A 19778-nucleotide genomic window follows, 5' to 3' on the forward strand; every position below is an offset into this window, starting at 1 on the left:
AGAGCGCGGGGAACGACGGGCCCTGACGGCCGGTGGCAAGTCTCACCCCGGGGAGGTGTGACGATCAAAGCCATGCCGGACACCAAGGGGCCATGAGCACGGACGACGCCTTCGCCGAGGCCTATCGCGCGCACTACTGGGCGGTCAGCCGCTTCGTCGCGCGACGGCTGGACGGGCAGGCACACGAGGTCGAGGAAGTGGTGGCGGAGGTCTTCTCCATAGCCTGGAGACGCCGCACCGATCTCCCCGACGCGCCACTGCCCTGGCTGTACGGGGTGGCCCGGAACTGTCTCGCCAATACGGTGCGGGGGCTGGGCCGTTACCGGCGGCTGCTGCACCGGCTCGGCAACCACGAGGCGGCGCACCAGCGGCAGACCGTGGAGAGCCCGGACGCGGAGCGGCCCGGCTCCTGGGTGCACGAGGCGCTGGCCCGGCTCTCCCCCGCCGACCGGGAGGTGCTGCGCCTGACGGCCTGGGAGGAACTGACCGTCGAGGAGCTGGCGGTGACGCTCGGCTGCGGCCGGAGCGCGGCGGCCATGCGGCTGCACCGGGCGCGCGGCCGGCTCCGTACGCAGATCGAGCGCATGCGGCAGAGAGGCGCTGCCCGGCCCGACGCGCCCCCGTCACGACTCGACGCGCCTCCTGCGCAGCAACCCTCTCCCCCTGCACAGCCACCGTCTCCCCCTGCGCAGCCCCCCTCCCCGGCCGCGCAGGTCCCCGCACCAGCCACGCCGCCCAGAGTGACCCACCACCCCGTACCGACCCGAGCCGGAGGCCGCCGCCATGACTGAGGAACTGGAGCTGCTGCGGCAGGCCGACCCCGTCGCCGCCGATGAGGGGCCCTGGCGCGACCGCCCGCTGACCGCGTCGGCCGAGGCCCGTCTGCAGGCACTGACGGCCGGCGCGAGCGCGATCCCCCCCGGCCGTCCGCGTCCCGTCCGCCGTCGCCGTCTGGTACTGGGCCTGACCGCCGTGTCGTCGGCCGTCGTCGCCGCGCTCGTACTCACCTTTTCCGGCGCCGGCAGCGGCCCCGCCGTCGCGGCGCCCGTCGCCCTCGCCCTGCACGCCGATGCGCCGTCCGTCTCCCTGGACGTCCTCGCCCGCAGGGCGGAGGCCAGGGCCCGGGCGGCCGGTTCCTCGGACGGGCCGAGCCGGGGCAGCCATCTGCAGAGCTGGTACATGAGCATGGAGTCGGGCCCCGACGCCGATCCGCCCGTCACCGTGCCCGAGGAGCGCATCACCCGCTGGCACGACGACGGCAGCGGCTCGGAACTGGTCGTGGCCACCGACCCGCGGCACCCGGGCCGTCCGGTGATCCACGACAACGACGGGCACTGGCAGACCGTCAGCGACGGCAAGGTGCTGCACCGCAAGACCTATCCGGCGGGCTCGGAGGCCCAGCACAGCGGCCTCGCCTCCCGTACGAGGCCGTCGACCGACCCCGCGGCACTGCGCGAACAGCTGTCGTGGCTGTACGGCGGTCCGGGCGGCACCCGTACGACTCCGGAGCTCCTGTCGGCGCTCTCCTCCCTCCGCCAGCAGTGGACGCCGGGGCGGCGCGAGACGGCCGCCATCGTCCGGATGCTGGCCGATGCGGACGGGCTGCGGCAGGCCGGCGTGGTCACCGACCGGCTGGGCCGGCGCGGGCAGGCGTATGTGTACGACGGGCCCGACGGCGCCGCGAACTCCACCCGCCAGATGGTGATCCTCGATCCGCGCACCGGCGAACTCCTGGGGCTGGAGATCACCTTCACCAAGGACGTGCCGGAGTTCAGGATCAAGTCGGGGGAGGTCATGTCGTACGAGGCGTGGATGCCGTGAGGCGCGGCTGTCCGGGACGGTGGCTGCCAGGAGGTGTGGCGGTGCGGCCGCGGGCCGTGGCGGGGGGGGGCCGGGCCCGCGCCCGAGTGGCGGGGCCGGGGGGCATGGCTGATCCTTGAGGGAACGCGACGATCCACATCGGCGCGGCGGTCGGAAGTGTGCCGCCGCGCCGCTTCCATGTCGGCCCGCGCCGCTACCCACCGGCCGTGCCGCTTCCCCACCGGCCGTGCCGCTTTTCCCACCGGCCGTGCCGCTCCTCTGCCGGCCCGCACCGCCTTCCTGCCCGCCGCGGCGCCCCTCTGTCCGACCGTCCGGTCCCACCCCTCCTCCACGCGTATACATGGCACACCTACACGTGGCACACCTCACAATCCACCGAAGGTTGCAGCGGATCATCGCGATATGGATCACAGACATAAGTGCCGTGGATTGCTGCGCGACAGGACGTTTACCCAGCAAGGAGCGGGTATACGGCCACCTGCGCGGTCGTCCGCGCACTGTCCGTGATGATCCGGTCTGCCCCTATGGTCGACCTTTGCCCGCCGCTCCATGGTGGGCTTGGGCCCGCCGCTCCGTGGCGGGCCAGGTCATGTTGTCGTCCAAAGAGAGCGCAGGCGAGCGAGCACGTGCCGACGCATTCCACCGTCGCCCCCGGGCCCCGTAACCCCGTCGGCAGCCGAGCCGATACCGCATCCGATCCGCAGCGTGAGCGGGCCGGAGATTCGGCACAGCAGCCATCGGGCGAGGTGACCGTCGTCGATCCCGCGATGGTCAAACGTGCCGTGTCGGCGGCCGCGCTCGGCAATGCGATGGAGTGGTTCGACTTCGGCGTGTACAGCTACATCGCGGTCACCCTCGGACACGTCTTCTTCCCGTCCGGGAATCCGACCGCGCAGTTGCTGTCGACGTTCGGGGCGTTCGCGGCGGCGTTCCTGGTCCGCCCCATCGGCGGCATGGTCTTCGGGCCGCTCGGTGACAAGATCGGCCGGCAGAAGATCCTGGCGATCACCATGATCATGATGGCCGCCGGCACCTTCTCCATCGGCCTGATCCCGTCCTATGCCTCCATCGGCGTCGGGGCACCCATCCTGCTGCTCGTCGCCCGCCTGGTACAGGGCTTCTCCACCGGCGGCGAATACGGCGGCGCCTCCACCTTCATCGCCGAGTACGCGCCCGACAAGAAGCGCGGATTCCTCGGCAGCTGGCTGGAGTTCGGCACCCTGGCCGGTTACGTCGGCGGCGCCGGCCTGGTCACGCTGATGACCGCGCTGCTGTCCACCGACGACCTGAACTCCTGGGGCTGGCGCATCCCGTTCCTGATCGCCGGACCGATGGGCATCATCGGCCTCTACCTGCGGATGCGGCTGGAAGAGACCCCGGCCTTCGCCCAGTTGGAGAAGGAGGCGCGGACCAAGGAGAAGGCGCGCCGCGAGGCCGAGAAGCGGATCGGCATCCGCGAGATGATCTTCGGTCAGTGGCGGTCGATGCTGCTCTGCGTCGGACTGGTCCTGGTCTTCAACGTCACGGACTACATGCTGCTGTCGTACATGCCGAGCTACCTGACCTCGGAGCTCAAGTACGACGAGACGCACGGACTGCTGGTCGTGCTCGCGGTGATGGTCCTGATGATGGGCGTCCAGCCGTTCGCGGGCCGGCTCACCGACCGCTTCGGCCGCCGTCCGGTCATCGGCGCGGGCTGCGTCGGCTTCCTGGTGCTGTCCGTGCCGGCCCTGCTGCTGATCCGGCAGGGTTCGCTGGCCGCCATCGCGCTGGGCATGGCCGCCCTCGGACTGCTGCTGGTCACCTTCACCGCGGCCATGCCGTCCGCGCTGCCCGCCCTGTTCCCGACCAAGGTGCGCTACGGCTCGCTGTCGATCGGCTTCAACGTGTCCGTGTCGCTCTTCGGCGGCACGACGCCGCTGGTGGTCACCGCCCTGATCGGCGCGACCGGCAACAAGATGATGCCCGCCTACTACATGATGGCGGCGGCCGTGATCGGCGGCATCGCCGTCCTGCTCATGACGGAGAGCGCCCGCAAGCCGCTGCCCGGCTCCCCGCCGGCCGTCGAGACCGAGGCGGAGGCACGCGAGGTCCGCAGCGCGGCCACGGCCGGTTCGGCAGCCTGACCGCACACCGCACGAGCGCACCGCGCGCCCCGGCAGACGACGGCCCGATCGGGTCCTTCACCACTGCCGCTTCCTTCCGCCCCGCCGGTCCAGCCGGCGGGGCGGAGTGCTGTGTACGGCCTCAGGTCTACGGCCCCAGGTCTACGGCCCCAGGTCTGCTGCCTCACGTGTACGGCCTCACGCCCGCGACCACACGCCTGCGACCTGACGTCAGGCGCCTCACGTCAGGCGCCTCACGTCCGCGCGCCGGCCCCCTGGAAGGCACCCGGCGTGACACCGAAGCAGCGCACGAACCAACGGTGGAAGTGCGCCTGGTCGGCGAAGCCGGCCTCGGTGGCCGCCTCGACGGCCGGCCGGCCGTCGATGAGCAGCGTGCGGGCGCGGCGCAGCCGCAGCAGCCGCTGGAAGTCGCTGGGCGCCATGCCGTACTCGGCCCGGAACGCCCGGTAGAGCGCAAAGCGGCTGCAGCCCGCCGCATCGGCGAGATCCTGCGCGGACAGCGGCTGGTCGTAGGCCGCCCTCAGCAGCTCGCGGACGCGGCGCGCCGCCGGTACCTGTGCGCCCGGGGGCAGTTCGCGCGGTCCGGCGGGTGTGCCGCGGGACGCGTTGCGCCGCACCATGGCCTCGACGGCCGCGGTGAGCCGTTCCTCCCGCACCAACGGGTCCGCGCCGCCGACCAGTGCCGGGTGCAGCCGGCGCAGGGCGCGGGCCAGCACCGGGTCGTCGACGACCGGACGGGCGAACAGCGGCATGGCGCCCCGGCCGTCGGTGACATCGTCGAGAACGTCGCGGACCACGTCCGGGCCGATGTGCATGATCCGGTAGGTGAAGCCGAGTTCGACGGCGGACTCGCCGTCGTGGGGGTCGTCCGGATTGAACGCCATCACCATGCCGGCCGCGCTGGTGTGGCCCGCACCGCGGCAGGTGAAGCGCTGGGCGCCGGTCTCCGTCACGGCGAACGAGTAGGCGTCATGACTGTGCGGGTGAAAGACATGGCGGACGAAGTGCGCATGCATCGCTTCCAGGGGCCGCTCGGGGTCGCGCCAGTAGCGCGCCCAGTCCCCGCCGTGCTGCCTGCTCATCACGCCAGTCTGCCGCGCCGCACCAGCGTTCAAGACGGCCGTCCGGATGCCGGACGACACTCCCCGTATGACGACTGCACCGACCGCATCCCCCGGCACGACCCCGACCGCATCCCCCGACACTGCCCCGGCCCCGGCCCGCTTCGACACCAAGATCGCCGTGATCGTCCGGGACGAACTCGCCGTCTGGCAGAAGCTGAACGTCACCGCCTTCCTCGCCAGCGGTATCGCACACGCCCGTGACGACATCATGGGCAAGCCCTACGAGGACGCCTCCGGACAGGACTACCTGGCGCTGTTCCGCGAGCCGGTGCTGTGCTACACCGCCGATTCCCGGGCGCTGTCCCGTACCCACGCCCGTGCCCTCAGCCGCGGCGTACCGACCGCGCTGTACACCGCCGACATGTTCCGCACGGGAAACGACGACGACAACCGGGCAGCGGTACGGGCGGTGGCTGTCGCCGACCTCGACCTGGTGGGACTCGCCGTCCACGGCCCACGCGGCATCATCGACAAAATCACCAAGGGCCTGAAACTGCACGACTGAACAACCGAACAACCGAGCCTGCGGGCCTTGCCGCGAAGTTGCCCGTGGAATCGCCGTCGCGGAGCCGGCGCGCCTCGCTCGTTGCCGCGGGGCGGCCGTGCGGCAAGATGAAGCCATGAGCGTAGTCAAGATCAATGTACTGACCGTGCCCGCCGAGCAGCGCGAGGTGCTGGAGAAGCGCTTCGCGTCGCGCGCCCACGCGGTGGAAAACTCCGACGGCTTCGAGTGGTTCGAACTCCTCCGCCCGGTCGAAGGCACCGACAACTACCTGGTGTACACGCGCTGGCGCGACGAAGAGTCGTTCCAGGCGTGGATGGAGGGCCCCATGAAGACGGCCCACCAGGGCGGCAGCGACCGGCCGAAGCCCGCCGCCAGCGGCTCCACGGTGTGGTCGTTCGAGGTCGTGCAGCAGGCAGCTCCTAAGGGCTAATAGCTCCCGCATCGAGCCCAGGCTGTCAACGTAGCCCGAAATAATCATGCACGAACGGAACGTGCCCCGTATCCCCATTGGGTACGGGGCACGTGCCCATGTTTCTGCCCAGTCCTCCGGCAACGAGACTACGCACGTTCGACCGTGACAACCCGTTGCAGGCAATAGCGCACCCCATTGGCCATGTACGCAGGTGCGACGACGTAACGCACCAGCCCGTCGGGGTCCGACTTACCCCAGACCTGATGCCGATCAGCCTCTACTAGCTCACCCTCGGAGCATTCGAAGTCCCAGTACCCTCTCGCCCTCATCGATCGAGCCTCCCTAAGCAAAGCAATGCCCTGATGGAAGACATTACTCACGTGCGAGGCCAATGCATCAGTCGACCGGGCTTTTACAATGCGCCTAAGCCGAACCTCGCTGGCGTCAGCTCTTCCAAAAATCTCAAGACAGAGCTTCTGGACGGTCCGAGAAATGGCGTCCCCAGAATCCTCTTTAGGGTGTAGCGCAACCGATTTTCGCGCCAGCCCGAACAAAGCTTGCTCGACAAATCCTACATATTTCTCCGCGAGCAGCCGATGCCCCTCAGACTGCAGAGAGTCAAGGTCGTCCCGGTGTCGCGTCCATTGCGACAACATGCGATCGATTCGAGCATCTGACTCCTCCACAGAAACCCGAAGTGCGGCTATCTCCCTCTGTGCTTCTTGAATCGCCTCTTGAAGTAATCTAACTTCCCACTCCAGCTCAGAAGTGCCATCTTCCATGACTGCGCCGGGCTGGGCAGCGTCCGGATCTTCGAACTCGCCATCGGGAAAAATTTCGTCGCCCATGTAATCAGGTTCATCTGCCATAGCGCTCGTCACCCATTCACGACAACGGAACAAAGTCCAGGTCTGCCTGCACGACGTCTCCGGTCTCCTTGACCGTCGCTGTTACCTTTATCTCGGTCTCGCCGAACTGCATAGCAACATTTACCCCACGTTCACCCAAGTCTAGATGCATCACATTAGAAAGGTCGACAGTGACGCTCCCGATCTTCTGACAATCCTGTTCTGTGACGTATTGCGGATACACGCTACGCGTGCCATATACCTCAATGACGATGTCCCGCTGCGTATCCCAGACTGGGGCCAGCGAATGCTCAACTACCTCATCCACCCTTACCTTCTGGCCGTGAGTTACGAAGACGCAGAATCGATTTCTACACCTATCCCTATTTTCAGGCCCAGTGAACTTGAACTCTGGAGGATCGATTCGCGGTCGAAACGTCCTGGACGTATTGCATCCGTACGTCAGCCGGGCTCGCCTAATCCGTACTTGCGGGTTGCAGGCGAAATAGACTGCTCCATACAGAACGGCAACCTGTGGATCCGGAGGTGTAATCACCTCCGCTCGACCTTCCAAGTGCTGCTCTAGCCTGCTCCTAAGGTAGGGAGAATTACCGAACCCTCCAACGAGAACTATTAGCTCCTTGCCGCGAGCGTTCCGTCGCTGCCGCTTCATCTCATCTAGTTGCCGATCGACCAACTCAAGAATTCCGGGTACTACAACCTCGAACGCACTACGCGCTTCATCCGGCGAGATGACAATGGCGTCCGTAAACCCATCCTGGGACTTCGCCAGCGCGGCGCGAGCACTTTCATCAAGGCATCGGTCGAGAGCCAAGGAAATCTGGATATTTATCTCTTCATTCTGGCCCATGGCGAAGTGAAGTTTCGCCTTCTCCCAATCATCAATCAGATCGATGATGGCGGTAGGCTGCTGCTCCCTAATACGATCAAGAGCATCGAAAGACCCAAATCGCGACACAAGGATATCTTCCACGAATGCACGATTGATATACTCTGAGCCAAATTTTCCGCCGCACTCTCGCCCGATCTCCTCAAGGCTATCGCCAGAGATCGCCCGGTAGGCAGTAATATCGACCGTCCCACCCCCGCAATCTGCAACCAGAAATCGCGAGCCAGGGGATAGCAAGTTGGCACGTTTTCCCGTCAACTTGGCTGTACGTACGCCAGAGACGCGCGCGTAGTGGGCAGCCACTTCTGGCTCGTAAGCCAGCAGTAGACGCTTGGGGTCTTTCGGCAACCCGGCGGTTTCTGCAGCTTCACGCATCAGCTGCTTCTCGTAGTCACCCCAAATAGCAGGGACGGTCACACACCAACGGATTTCATCCTCCGAAAACCCGCTCCGCGTGATCTCAGCCATAGCCTCTTGGAAGATCTTCTTGAGGTAGAGGGCGACCAGTTCCTTCGCCTCTTCCGAAGAAATTGCCTCGGATGGGAGCTCAGGCCGCCCCGGCTCCTTTGAAGATGTCGGGGCCAGTGACATCTTGAAGGAATTGACGTAACGAGTGCCGTCACCAGCAGAACGCGAGTTAAATTGCCGGCGTGCCTCATAACCCCAAGCCTGCAATTCACCCTTCTCGCTAAAGAATAGCGCAGTCAGGTTCTTCGGATAGGGAATCGGATGCGAGGGCCACTGCATCCGAGGGTGGATGTCTCGCCGCTGATTCCCGCTCTTAACCTCATCAATGATCGTCCACGCATATCCCGTGCCGTGTGTACCAAAGTCAACGGCAACTGCAACCTTCTGCTTCTTCACAGATGTCACCACCCCAGAGATCGCATAGTTGAACGGTGCGCAACGGATTCCAAGAGACTGGACGCCCTCGCGACCTGCGACGGATCCCCCACACCTGTTAGCACATCAAAGAGAAGTCGAATGTTGGATGTGTCAACGCAAGGGGAATTACGCCCTTCGAGCGTATTCAAGGCGTTGAGCGCAAAACTTCTCGCCTCATTCACGAATTGCGCATCCCTATACAAAGCCGCTTGTTGGATACGTCCGTGAGCTCCTTCAACTCTACCTCTCTGAATTGCGACTTCGTAGGCAGCAACCAGTCCAAGCGCCATTGCCCGTCGCTCAAGTCCCATATTATCTGGAAGCGTTCTATGGATGTACGGGGGGCGCCCGTAGTTAGCCAAATGAAACCATTCTCCCAGCAGCCCGACTGTGAGGGCTGTTGAGTAACCTAGTTCGTCCTCAAAAGCTAGACGATTTGAACGCTGAATCTCTTCGTCTGAACTACCCGGCGGGAGGGACAGCGGGGGAAAATTCACTTGCACGGATTGCAATTCCGCGGAACTTACTATGTTCCAAGCTGTGAGAGTAGGCCATACTCTCCTGCCAGCTTGAACATCTCCGTAGATGAGGATTACCGGAAGGTCACCAAGAGCTCTTTGGAGAAGTGCGACATCAAGATCAGTTTGCCTCAGAGGGCGATTCATGGTGCCATCCATAGAGCAAACATCAGCCGCCCAAGGCGAGTTTACCCAAGCTCGTCGAATTGCAACTCGAAAAGCGTGAGGACCGTCGTCATTCCCTTCTCTGTTTAGTTCATCGTGGAAAAACGGAGCAACCAAGAGCGCTGGACGAGATCCATCATTTGTTGACTCGCGAACGAGCTCCCGAAGCTCCTCAGGCGAGTACGAGAAAGGAGCGTTCGCCATATCGCGATCGAACTTGTCTTGAGCAGCTTTGACCTGGATGCTAATCTGCGCCTGACGCCAGTCCCTGTCGACTTCATATTGGTTATTACGGCTCGCCTCTTCGGCTCTAATTGCAGCGGCGCGCTCTTCTCGCTCAGCATTTCTGACCTCGGCAACAGCCGCTTCATCTTCACGCAAGAGATGTGCGAACGCTTGCTGATCGAAGTACGAGCCATCCCGCTTCATTTTGTAGATCTCTAGCAGGCGTCCACTCAGATCAGTGATGCCTCGAAACATTCCAGCCGACAGCAACGTGATACTCCTTCTCGCCCCGTGCTGTGATCCTAGGAGTCCGTGGTTCCAGGTGTCCCCGACTTCGTGCGAACCGTCCGCCAGATGGCTGGATTTGGCTGGTGCGCCGTCTCGTCGCTTCGCAGCTTGTTGGTGGGTACCGTCTGGTGTGTCCGGCACAGGCAGGTTGGTCGCCATAGCGTGTGCCGGTTGATCGCGCGCGATTAGGGAGCTGGTTCGGGCATGGCAGTTGATGCTGTTAGGGGTCGGAAGAGGGGTCCACATCGGCGGGAGCGGCGCGGGTGATGGCTGCCGCGTGCCGAGCTGCGGGGCTCAAAGATAGAGGGGCGAAGCTGATCCGCTTCGGGGAGAACGGACTCTTTCGGCTAGCGTCGACGCCGGTGATCGTGCGCGTGGCCCGTCGGGAAGAGTGGTGTTCACGTGAACCCCCTGGTGAACACTCCCGCTTCCGCCCGGCCTGCCCTTGACTGTTCTCACGGCAGCGAGGGCGCGCTGTCGGTAACGAGAGGGAATACGATGGGCGTTCGGAGAGTGGTTCGCTCGGCCTTGAGGCCGTGGGTCATGGCTCTTCCATATGGCGCCACGCAGTGGAGCAGTTCCGAGCGCTGACCGTGTTCGCGGAGTCATCGAACACCGTGCAAGCAACGCGAAAGATGGTCCGCTCAGCGCTCGAAGACTGGGCTTTGGTTGCTCTCGTCGACGATGTCATGCTCTGCACGTCCGGGCTTGTGAGCAACGAGGTCCACCACGCTGTTCCTGACGACGGCCTGGCTGTGCCGGCTGCTCCTCGCCGTTTCGATGTCACTCTCACGAAATGACCCAAGTGGCTTTCCTCGGGGTGACCGATGAGAACTCCTCCCCACCGATGTTCTCACTCGGGGAGACCTCCTTCCCTGAGCTGGTGAGCAATCCGCCCAAGGCGGCGCTATTTGACTCTGGGCGGGATCTGAAGATCGTTCGGGTGCTGGCGGACAACCTTGTGGGGGTCGCTGGAAGAGGCGGGGGGAAGAACAGTGTTCTGCCGCTTCGACCTTGTAGGGCCGCGGGCGGGCCCACTGCCAGGCATGGAGCACCACCATGTCTGGCCGGGCGCGGCCCCTTGGCTCACGCTCCCTTGACGGCTGAAGGGCCGGCGCGCGCATCCACAAGGCAAGCGTGCCGATCTGACACGGCAGGCAATGAAGGGTGATGCGTGGCAATGGGACGCCTTTTGGCAGCGCGCGTGCGGCGCGGCGACGTAGTGAGTCTGCGTGGCGAACGACGAGAGGTGAAGGCGATGCGTTCCGGCCAGCGCGGAGCAGGCCAGCCGACCTTAACGCTGGTCTTCAAATCGGGGCGACCGCTGCGTGTGAGTACCGGGATGAGCTGGCGGTCTGGCGCGGTGACCGGGAGCTCCGGTGACGCCGGCGCGGTCGGTCTGGTGGTTCACCGACTGGGTCCTGATGGTCGGCACCTCGGGCAGCGGACCGATCTGCATGCAGGAGTGCATGCCCTGCGGTGACAACTCGGGTGCGGCGGATGAAGCCGAGGGGCAGGACGTGTGGTGCCTGCGGCATGCAGGGCGTACCGGACACACCGGGTTCCGATGCGCGGTGACGGAACCACTCGGCGATTCCGCCGCGCCCCAGGCAGAGCGGAAGCCTTCCGTGAGGTGGTCGAGCCGCTTGTAGCAGCAGATGGCGGCCGCGAGTCCGAGAAGATCCGGCCATTCAGCAGAGACTGACCACCACGCTTGCATCAACGGCTGCGTCAAGGTGCAGCCGTACGCGCCGCCATCTCACAGACCCGGAAAGGAAGACCAGGTTCGTCCTGGCCAGCTCATGCGACATGGGCGCGAGCGTGCGCCCCATATCTGCCAGACCGGCCAGGCTGACCCTGGTCAGGGCTTCACACACTTGGGGGAATTGTCCTGACACCAGCCGCCGGGCGGATGGCCCATCTCGTAATAGCCCTGGACAAGGCCCGCGATCACCACGAGCGAAAACACAAGACAGGCGAACATTCCTACCCAAAATGCTATTTTTGCGCCCTTGTGTCGCTTGATGGCGGCGAGACGCCCTTTCCTCATCTGAGGCGCAGACTGTTTCGAGCGATTCGGATCCCGTGGCTCCCGCGGATTACCCGTGTGACGGCCAACGTATAGAGGTTTCATACTGTTGTCCTCATCTGCCCTGAACTCCCTTTCACATCGAAGTCCCGGCCCAGTCCAGTGGTGTTGAGGTGCGCGAGATCCGCCTGCTCCAATGACATCTTGAACGGTCCGCCAAATGCTTCCTGAGTTTTGCGGTGTTCGCTGGGAATTCCCCAGTCGTACCGCTTCTGAACTTCCACGTGGTAGGTGACTTCATTTCCATGCTTCTCACCGACTGTCCGCAAGTTGGCATGCCAGAGGCGGCTGGGAATCTGCTCGCCGTCGGCCACCGCCTTATAGCTGAATGGCGGCTTGGGCGCACCAGCAGGGCGGCACCGCGGGCGGCGAGCGGCCCAAGCCTGCCGCGTCCGGGTCCACCCTGTGGTCCTTCGAGGTGGTGCAGCAGACCGGCCCGAAGCAGGGGTGAGTGCTCTCGGCGGCGTCACCCGGAAAACCGTTGCGCCATGTGCCGCACCGGCCGCCACAATGACGGCATGAGTGACGCCGCCGCCCTCCGCCTTCCCTGGGCCGTCTCCGCGGAGCCGGTCGGCTCGCCGGATGCCGAGGCGCTGTTGCGCGAGTACTACACCGAGGTGGCGGACCGCTACTTCGTCCTGCACGAGGGCCGCCGCTCGACTCCGCAGGAGATCGACGAGGGGGTGGCCGAGTACCCCAGCACCGATCTGACGCCGCCGCACGGCAGGCTGCTGGTGGCCCGTCACGGCGCGGTGGCGGCGGGCTGCGTCGGCGTGCGGATGCTGGACGCACGGACCGCGGAGCTCAAGCAGATGTTCGTACGGGCCGACCGGCGCGGCCGGGGTGGTGCGGGCGTGCTGCTCACGGCCGCCGAGCGGGTCGCGGCTCAGCTGGGCGCCGAGCGGCTCCGGCTGGACACCCGGCGGGATCTGGTGGAGGCCGTCGCGCTCTACCGGCGGCACGGCTTCGTGGAGATCGATCCGTACCACGAGGACCCGTACGCGGAGGTCTTCTTCGAGAAGCGGCTGGACGAGGGGCGTTGACCGGCCGGGAGGCTCCGGGGCCGTCAACTCCGTGACGGGTGTGCGCACGCATCAGCCAGGCGCCGGCCCCGACGGCGGCCTGAGCCGTCGAGTCGGCGGCCCCGAGCCGTCAACTCGGCTTCGGGCAGGTTCACTTCGCCAGGTCAGACGGCTCGCCCTTTCCGTCGCGGAGCGCCCTTCGAGCTCCTCCCATCCTGGGCGGTTCGGTCGGATGTGGCGCGCCGGACGGCGTCCGGTATCCGGGGCCGTCCGGGGGACACCCGGGGTATGCCGTACGGATGTCTTCGAGCGCCTGCGCGAACGGGGGCGCTCTTTGGATAATCGCTGCCGGTTCGATGCCTCCAGGGAGGGGACCGCTCGTGACGGCACCGCTGTGCCCGCACTGCTCCGCGCCCGTACGCGGCGACGGCCGGCCGGCCTGTCTGTGTGCGGCGGTCGATGCGGACGACTTTGATCCGCTGCGCGTTCGGCCGTACGTGTCACTGCCCGGCGACGCGGAGGAGGACACCGGTGACGGCTCGGGCCGGGACGGGGGCGAGGGCGAGGGTGCGTACAGCGGCGCGCGGGAGGTCTACGGCGGGTCGCACACCCTCTTTGCGAGCCGGGGCGACCGGCTGGACGACTTACCCGGGGTGGACGCCGCCGTGCACCGGGCCGACGGTCCCGTACCCGCGGAAGGCTCCGTAGCTGCGGAAGGCTTCGCGCCCACGGAAGGTCCCGTACCCGCGGAAGGCTCCGTAGCTGCGGAAGGCTTCGCGCCCGCGGAAGGCCCGGTACCCGCGGAAGGCTTCGCACCCGCCGGTGCCTCCGCCTCCCCCGCCACTCCCGGCCGCCGGCGTGCCCTCCCCGCCGTACTCGCGGCCGCCGGGGCCGCGCTGGCCGCCGCCGCGGTCCTGATCACCACCGATGCCCTGTCCGTCGGTCCCCGGGACCGGGCGGCGGCGCCCGACCGCGGCACCGCCTCCCCCAGCGCCGGCCTCCCCAGCGGCGACGCCTCCACCCCCGCGCGGGGCAGCGCCGCCCCCTCCCGGTCCGCGGTCCGTTCGCCGTCGCCGGGCGCGACCGGCATCCCCCGCCCCACGGCCGGCGGGAAGCGCTACCGGTCCGGCGGGGCACCGGCCCCCGCTCCCACCCGGGCCGCCGGCAGCGTCACCCGCTCCCCGACGCCCTCCCCCGGGAGCGCCGTCCCCAGCGCCCCGCCCACGGGGCCGCTCGTGCTGCGCCAAGGGGCGGCCGGCCCGGAAGTGACCGAGCTGCAGGAGCGGCTGCGGCAGCTGGCCTTCTACGCGCGCCCGGACGACGGCCGCTACGGCACGGCGGTGCGGGCCGCCGTATCCCGCTACCAGCGGGCCTACGGGGTGACGGGCGACCCGGACGGCGTCTACGGCGCGCCGACCCGGGCGTCCCTGGAGTCCCGCACCCGCGAGCCGACGGGCGGCCCGCCCTGACCTGGCGGGCGCCCCGTCCTGACCCGGTGGACCGGCCCCGGCGCGAGGCGCTGACCAGGCCCGGTTGTCGGCACCCGGATGCGTTTTGTATCGTGAAGAAACAAAGTGGTTCCGCCCGCACTCCCTGACCGGCGGGCGGAGCCACTTGTGTTCACCGTGCGATCCGCACCGTCCGCATGACCCGTCCGCAAGCGGCGGCACCATCCGTATGACCGTCCGCATACCGCGGCACCATCCGTACGTATGCCCGTAGCGCCCAGGAGCCCGCCGATGCCGGCCACCACCACGCTCACCGCCCGCGCCCTGCTGCTGGACATGGACAGCACGATCGTGAATTCCGAGGCGGTCGTCGAGCGCTGCTGGCGCCGCTGGGCCGACGAGCAGGGGCTGGACGCGGACGAGGTCCTCAAGGTCGTCCACGGCCGGCAGGGCTGGGCCACCATGGCCGCGCTGCTGCCGGACCGTCCCATGGAACTCAACCTGGCCGACAACCGCCGGATGCTGGCACAGGAGACCTCCGACACGGACGGCGTGGTGCCGGTACCCGGCGCGCCCGCCTTCATGGCCGCCCTCGCCACCGTCCCGCACGCCCTGGTGACCTCCGCCGACATCCCGCTCTCCGACGCCCGGATGGGCGCGGCCGGGCTGCCGATGCCCGCCGTGCGGATCACGGCGGAGAGCGTGAGCGCCAGCAAGCCCGACCCGGAGGGGTTCCTCAAGGGCGCGGCCGAGCTGGGTTACGCGCCGGAGGACTGCCTGGTCTTCGAGGACTCCGAGGCGGGCATCGAGGCGGGCCGGGCGGCCGGTATGCGGGTGGTCGGCGTCGGCGACCGGGCTGCCGCTTTCGCCCCCACCGTGCAGGTGCGCGACCTCACCGGCATCCGCGTCGAGGCGCTGGCGGACGGCATGATCGCGGTGCATCTCACGGTCTGAGCCCCTCGCCGGACGAGAAACGCGGAGCGACGAGCGGGCGAAGCGGGAGCACTCACCGGGAGCCCCCGCCCGCCCCGTCCCGCACACGGCTCAGCCGGAAGCCGCCTCGTACAGGCTGAAGCCCGCCAGTACCAGCATCACACCCGCCGCGATCTTGGTGATGAGCTTCAGCGGCACGTACTTCATGAGCGTCCGGCCACCCAGGATGCCCAGTCCGGCCACCGCCCACAGGGCCAGGACGGCGCCGGTGCCGACCGAGAGCGGGTCGTCGTAACGGGCCGCGAGGTTGGCGGTCATGATCTGCGTCAGATCACCGAACTCGGCGACCAGGATCATCATGAAACCCGCCCCGGAGACCTTCCAGAAGCTCTGGTCGGCGGGCTTCTTCACTTCTTCCTCGTCGTCGTCCTTCCTGAACAGCAGCACGGCGGCGCCCGCCAGGAAGAGGACGCCGACCACACCCTGGACCCAGCGGTGCGGGAGCAGCGTCAGCACGCTGCCCGCGGCGATGGCGAGCGCCACATGCACCAGGAAGGCCGCGGCGACGCCGGCGAAGACGTACGAGGCGCGGTAGCGGGTGCCGAGCATCAGGCCGGCGAGGGCGGTCTTGTCGGGTAGTTCGGCGAGGAAGACGACGCCGAAGACGACTGCGGCGACGGTAAGGCTGAACACGGGGTGGGATACCTCGATCGGTCGGGCCGCACCAAAGGGGCCCGGGAGAGGGGTCGCTTCGGCACGGCAGCGTCAGACACTGCGGCCGAAGGTCTCGCTGGCCCGGTACGCGTGCGTACCTGGCTCCGGGCGCCGGCTCCCCCGTCGTCCCAGCGCCGGTCAGGCGCTCCGCCTGGAAGGGCGGGCGGGCAACGGGAGGGCAGTATGTCGACGGTCCGGCAGAGAGCTACTCCCCTTCTGCTGCCGTCAAGGGTACGCGGTGCAGCCGTCCGCGCGCGACCAGCTCCAGCACCGTCGCGCAGGCCGCCGCCTGCACCGCCAACAGCGCGACCAGCACGAACAGCTGCACCGCGCCCGCCTGTACGGGGGAGGCACCGCCCAGCAGCATGCCGACGAAGGCTCCGGGCAGCGTGACCAATCCCACGGTCCGGGTCTGGTCGAGCCCCGGCAGCAAAGCGTCCGAAGCGGCCGGGCGGGCGACCTCCATCCGGGCCTCGCGGTCCGCCAGCCCCAGCGCGAGTCCCGCCTCGAATTCCCCGTGCCGCATCGTCAGCTCGTCCAGTGCCCGCCGCCCGCCCAGGACGGTGGCGGTCAGCGCGCCGCCGATCAGGATGCCCGCGACGGGGATCAGGGTCAGTCCGCGCGGCGGCACCAGACCGGTGAGCAGCAGCAGAGCGACGACCGGGACGACCCCGGCGGCGATCGGTGCGGCGGCCCACCACCAGGTGCGGTTCCGGGTGATCCGGCGGCCCGCGGTCCGCACCGCCACCGCGAACATCAGCGCGAGGAAGCTCAGCAGCCAGGGCAGGGCGTGCACCACCCAGCCGATGAGGTAGGAGACGGCGGCGAGCTGGGCGGCGGCGCGCAGTCCGGCGACGGCGATGGCCCGCGCATGGCCGAGGCGCGCCAGCGCGGCAACGGCCACCGCGGCGGCCAGCAGGACGGCGAGGACGACCCCGAGGGTGACGTTGACCGGCAGCAGCACGCGCTCACTGTAAGGCGGCGACCGGGGCGCACACGCGGGAGCAGGTCAACCGGAGTGCCGTGATGCATTTGTGGTGCCCCGTCAGATCCCCTTGAACTGACGTGGGCATGTCGCCACTCTGTTACCTGGTGCCCATCTCGTGGAAACCCCACGTCGCCACGATGAGGCGGCACCGCACGGTAACTTCCCCCCACAATCCGGGAGTTTCGATGAAAAAGGTCTACGCGCGTCGAGTTTCCCTCGCCGCGGGATCGGCGGCGGCGCTGGTCTGCACACTGGCACTCAGCGGCCAGACCGCCCAGGCGGCACCGCCCAGCCCGCCGGATGCGGCCACCGCACGGACGTACCTCACCCAGATCAAGGAACAGCCCGAGGGCCCGCAGGACGGCTACAGCCGCGACAAGTTCCCGCACTGGATCGACCAGGGCAAGAACTGCAACACCCGCGAAGTGGTGCTCAAGCGCGACGGCACGGACGTCAAGCAGGACGACAGCTGCACGACGACCAGCGGCAAGTGGGTCTCCGCCTACGACGGCGCGACCTGGACCGACCCGGCCGACCTGGACATCGACCACGTCGTACCGCTGTCGGAGGCCTGGAAGTCGGGCGCCGCGCAGTGGACCACCGCGCGCCGCCAGGAGCTGGCCAACGACCTCACGCACTCCCAGCTGATCGCCGTCACCGACAACCTCAACCAGGAGAAGGGCGACAAGGACCCGGCGAAGTGGCTGCCGCCGAAGGCCTCGTACCACTGCGAGTACGCCCGGATGTGGGTGTCGGTGAAGCATGAGTACGGCATGACCGCGGACTCGGCGGAGAAGGCCGCGCTGAAGAAGATCCTGGACGGCTGCTGAGCGACCCGGTCCCGCGGAGGCCCGCGGGAGAGGTCCTGCGCGCCCGCCCCGGCCGGAACCGCCGGCCGGCGGGCGCGCCGCCGCCCCGGCCCCCCGCAGCGCCCGGTGTGCTCCTATCCTCTGACCACGACGAGTGGGGAGACACCGATGGCCGGACTGCGCTTGGGGCCGCTGCTGCGCTACGTCGACGCACGGAGTGCGACGGTGTGGGTGGAGACCGATGAGCCGTGCGTGGTGCACATCCGCTGCGACGACGGGACGGCCGGCGCGGAACGGACCTGGCAGGTGGCCGGGCACCACTATGCGCTGGTCCCGGTGACCGGCCTCACCCCCGGCACCGAGACGCCCTACCAGGTCCTGCTGGACGAGCCGGACGCCTCTCCCGGCGAGGGCGGGGAGCAGGTCTGGCCGCCGCCCGGCAGCCGCTTCCCGGCGAGCGCCATCCGTACGCTGCCCGCCTCCCCCGACGAGCCGTTGCGGTTCGCCTTCGGCTCCTGCCGCTGGTCGGCGACGCCCTCGAACGCGGCGCACGACCCGGTGGGCCCGGACGCCCTGGACACCCTCGCCGCCACGCTGGCCGCCGATCCCGGGCGGCCGCGCCCCGACGTGCTGCTCCTGCTGGGCGACCAGGTCTACGCCGACCAGACCTCCGAGGCGACCGCCCGCGTGCTGGCCGGCCGCCGCGACCTCGGCGAGCCGCCCTGGAAGCAGGTCGCGGACTTCGAGGAGTACACCCACCTCTACTACGAGTCCTGGCTCGACCCGGAGGTCCGCTGGCTGCTGTCCACGGTCCCCAGCTGCATGATCTTCGACGACCACGATGTGATCGACGACTGGAACACCTCGGCGGCCTGGGTGGCCCGGATGCGGGCGACCCCCTGGTGGCGGGAGCGGATACTCGGCGGCCTGATGTCGTACTGGGTCCACCAGCACCTGGGCAATCTCTCGCCCGCCGAGCTGGCCGCCGACGAGCTGTACGCGCGGGTGCGGGCGGTGCCGGACGCGACGGAGGCGGTGCGGGAGTTCGCGGCCGGCGCGGATGCCGATCCGGCCTGCGCCCGCTGGAGCTACCGCCGCGACTTCGGCCGGGTGCGGCTGGTCATGATCGACACCCGGGCCACCCGCGTGCTGGACGAGAGCAACCGCGCGATGCTCGACAAGACCGAGGGCGAATGGCTGCGGCAGGCGGTGCTGGAGGGGCGCGGCGGCTACGACCATCTGCTGCTGGGCAGTTCGCTGCCCTGGCTGCTGCCGCATCTCATCCACGCCGCGGAGGGCTGGAACGCCGCGCTGTGCGCCGGCGAGCGCGGCCCCCGCTGGGCCCGCAGGAGCGAATTCCTGCGCCAGCGCGCCGACTTGGAGCACTGGGCGGCCTTCCCCGGTTCGTTCACCGCGCTCACCGAGCTGATCGCCGAGGCCGGTGGCGGCGCGGACGCTCCGGCGACGGTCTGTGTGCTGTCCGGGGATGTGCACCACGCCTATGTGGCCGAGCCGCGCTGGCGCGGCGCCGGACCGCACCCCACGAGCCGGGTGCTGCAACTGACCTGCTCCCCCGTTCACAACAGCATCCCCGGCTCGCTGCAGGCCGGTTTCCGCTTCGGCTGGAGCCGGTCGGGCCGCTGGCTGGGGAAGCTGCTGGCCCGGCACGGGCGGCTGACCCGGCCGGCGGTGAAGTGGCGGCGTACGGGCGGCCCGTGGTTCGGCAATCAGCTGATGACGCTGACCCTGGCGGGCCGGACGGCGCGCCTCGCCCTGGACCAGGCCCGCCGGGAGAAGCGGGGCGGCGTCCGGCTCGTCACGGTCTGGCGGGCGGCGTTGTCCGATGCGCGGGTTGCCGGGAAATCGGGTGGTGCGGGCGGGCGTGCCCCGGGGACCGAACGACCGAAGGCCGGATGATCCGGACGCTCCGGTTCCGGTAGCCGTTCGG

17 protein-coding genes and 2 pseudogenes are annotated in these 19778 nt (G+C 68.1%); 13 read left to right on the top strand and 6 right to left on the bottom strand.

All coding sequences use genetic code 11. From position 1 onward, the window contains the following. Window positions 1-92 precede the first annotated feature (92 nt). The 3 genes from CFW40_RS09955 to proP all read left to right on the top strand — a co-directional run bounded on the left by CFW40_RS09955 (window position 93) and on the right by proP (window position 3947). The gene (locus tag CFW40_RS09955) at window positions 93-791 is read left to right on the top strand and encodes an RNA polymerase sigma factor (protein WP_088797451.1); all 699 of its coding nucleotides are present in this window, start codon (window positions 93-95) and stop codon (window positions 789-791) included. Continuing rightward, complete coding sequence (locus tag CFW40_RS09960) at window positions 784-1821, top strand: CU044_5270 family protein (protein ID WP_088797452.1); 1038 nt, start codon at window positions 784-786, stop codon at window positions 1819-1821. Before CFW40_RS09955 ends, CFW40_RS09960 begins: the two co-directional genes overlap by 8 nt. A gap of 626 nt (window positions 1822-2447) precedes the next feature. Then, window positions 2448-3947, top strand: coding sequence for a glycine betaine/L-proline transporter ProP (gene proP / locus CFW40_RS09965; RefSeq protein ID WP_088797453.1), 1500 nt, complete (start codon window positions 2448-2450; stop codon window positions 3945-3947). 233 nt (window positions 3948-4180) lie between these two features. Here proP and CFW40_RS09970 read toward each other — a convergent pair whose 3' ends face one another. Next, entirely contained in the window at window positions 4181-5029 is an 849-nt protein-coding gene (locus CFW40_RS09970) for an AraC family transcriptional regulator (protein ID WP_088797454.1), read from the bottom strand. Window positions 5030-5096: 67 nt separating this feature from the next. Between CFW40_RS09970 and CFW40_RS09975 the strand changes: the two genes are divergently transcribed. Further along, on the top strand, window positions 5097-5576 hold the full coding sequence (locus tag CFW40_RS09975; RefSeq protein WP_088797455.1) for a DUF2000 family protein: 480 nt from the start codon (window positions 5097-5099) through the stop codon (window positions 5574-5576). A 115-nt stretch (window positions 5577-5691) separates the two neighbouring features. Beyond that, complete coding sequence (locus tag CFW40_RS09980; protein WP_088797456.1) at window positions 5692-6006, top strand: antibiotic biosynthesis monooxygenase; 315 nt, start codon at window positions 5692-5694, stop codon at window positions 6004-6006. Between the two features lie 128 nt (window positions 6007-6134). Here the strand turns inward: CFW40_RS09980 and CFW40_RS36605 are convergent, their stop codons facing one another. Next, complete coding sequence (locus CFW40_RS36605) at window positions 6135-6857, bottom strand: hypothetical protein (protein ID WP_143034577.1); 723 nt, start codon at window positions 6855-6857, stop codon at window positions 6135-6137. 16 nt (window positions 6858-6873) lie between these two features. Further along, complete coding sequence (locus CFW40_RS36070; protein WP_143034576.1) at window positions 6874-8610, bottom strand: Hsp70 family protein; 1737 nt, start codon at window positions 8608-8610, stop codon at window positions 6874-6876. A gap of 926 nt (window positions 8611-9536) precedes the next feature. On the opposite strand from CFW40_RS36070, the gene CFW40_RS09990 reads away from it, so the two are divergent. Both CFW40_RS09990 and CFW40_RS37960 read left to right on the top strand, forming a co-directional pair. Beyond that, on the top strand, window positions 9537-9758 hold the full coding sequence (locus tag CFW40_RS09990) for a hypothetical protein (RefSeq protein WP_088797458.1): 222 nt from the start codon (window positions 9537-9539) through the stop codon (window positions 9756-9758). 273 nt (window positions 9759-10031) lie between these two features. Then, window positions 10032-10222 (top strand): annotated as a pseudogene (locus CFW40_RS37960) (aminoglycoside phosphotransferase family protein); the annotation flags it as partial. A 1735-nt stretch (window positions 10223-11957) separates the two neighbouring features. Here the strand turns inward: CFW40_RS37960 and CFW40_RS36610 are convergent. Then, window positions 11958-12230 (bottom strand): hypothetical protein, encoded by a 273-nt coding sequence (locus CFW40_RS36610; protein WP_143034575.1) that lies wholly within the window; start codon window positions 12228-12230, stop codon window positions 11958-11960. Window positions 12231-12256: 26 nt separating this feature from the next. Between CFW40_RS36610 and CFW40_RS10005 the strand changes: the two are divergent. From CFW40_RS10005 to CFW40_RS10020, 4 genes and pseudogenes are all read left to right on the top strand, one after another. Further along, window positions 12257-12367 (top strand): annotated as a pseudogene (locus tag CFW40_RS10005) (antibiotic biosynthesis monooxygenase); the annotation flags it as partial. A 67-nt stretch (window positions 12368-12434) separates the two neighbouring features. Beyond that, a complete protein-coding gene (locus tag CFW40_RS10010; RefSeq protein ID WP_088802008.1) occupies window positions 12435-12959 on the top strand; it encodes a GNAT family N-acetyltransferase in 525 nt (174 codons plus the stop codon). Between the two features lie 359 nt (window positions 12960-13318). After that, window positions 13319-14407 carry a peptidoglycan-binding domain-containing protein gene (locus tag CFW40_RS10015; protein WP_256331528.1) on the top strand — a complete coding sequence of 363 codons (1089 nt, stop codon included), beginning with the start codon at window positions 13319-13321 and terminating at the stop codon, window positions 14405-14407. Between the two features lie 270 nt (window positions 14408-14677). Beyond that, entirely contained in the window at window positions 14678-15340 is a 663-nt protein-coding gene (locus CFW40_RS10020; RefSeq protein ID WP_088797461.1) for an HAD-IA family hydrolase, read from the top strand. A 90-nt stretch (window positions 15341-15430) separates the two neighbouring features. On the opposite strand, the gene CFW40_RS10025 is transcribed toward CFW40_RS10020, so the two are convergent. Together CFW40_RS10025 and CFW40_RS10030 are read right to left on the bottom strand one after the other, a co-directional pair. Then, on the bottom strand, window positions 15431-16012 hold the full coding sequence (locus tag CFW40_RS10025) for a TMEM165/GDT1 family protein (RefSeq protein ID WP_088797462.1): 582 nt from the start codon (window positions 16010-16012) through the stop codon (window positions 15431-15433). A gap of 226 nt (window positions 16013-16238) precedes the next feature. Continuing rightward, window positions 16239-16997 (bottom strand): ABC transporter permease, encoded by a 759-nt coding sequence (locus CFW40_RS10030; RefSeq protein ID WP_088797463.1) that lies wholly within the window; start codon window positions 16995-16997, stop codon window positions 16239-16241. 209 nt (window positions 16998-17206) lie between these two features. Here CFW40_RS10030 and CFW40_RS10035 point away from each other — a divergent pair, with 209 nt between their 5' ends. Both CFW40_RS10035 and CFW40_RS10040 read left to right on the top strand, forming a co-directional pair. Next, window positions 17207-17851 (top strand): HNH endonuclease family protein, encoded by a 645-nt coding sequence (locus CFW40_RS10035; protein ID WP_088797464.1) that lies wholly within the window; start codon window positions 17207-17209, stop codon window positions 17849-17851. A gap of 147 nt (window positions 17852-17998) precedes the next feature. Continuing rightward, the gene (locus tag CFW40_RS10040) at window positions 17999-19747 is read left to right on the top strand and encodes an alkaline phosphatase D family protein (protein WP_088797465.1); all 1749 of its coding nucleotides are present in this window, start codon (window positions 17999-18001) and stop codon (window positions 19745-19747) included. The last annotated feature ends 31 nt before the right edge of the window (window positions 19748-19778 follow it).

It is taken from the genome of Streptomyces sp. 2114.4 (assembly GCF_900187385.1).
Taxonomy (GTDB): domain Bacteria; phylum Actinomycetota; class Actinomycetes; order Streptomycetales; family Streptomycetaceae; genus Streptomyces; species Streptomyces mooreae.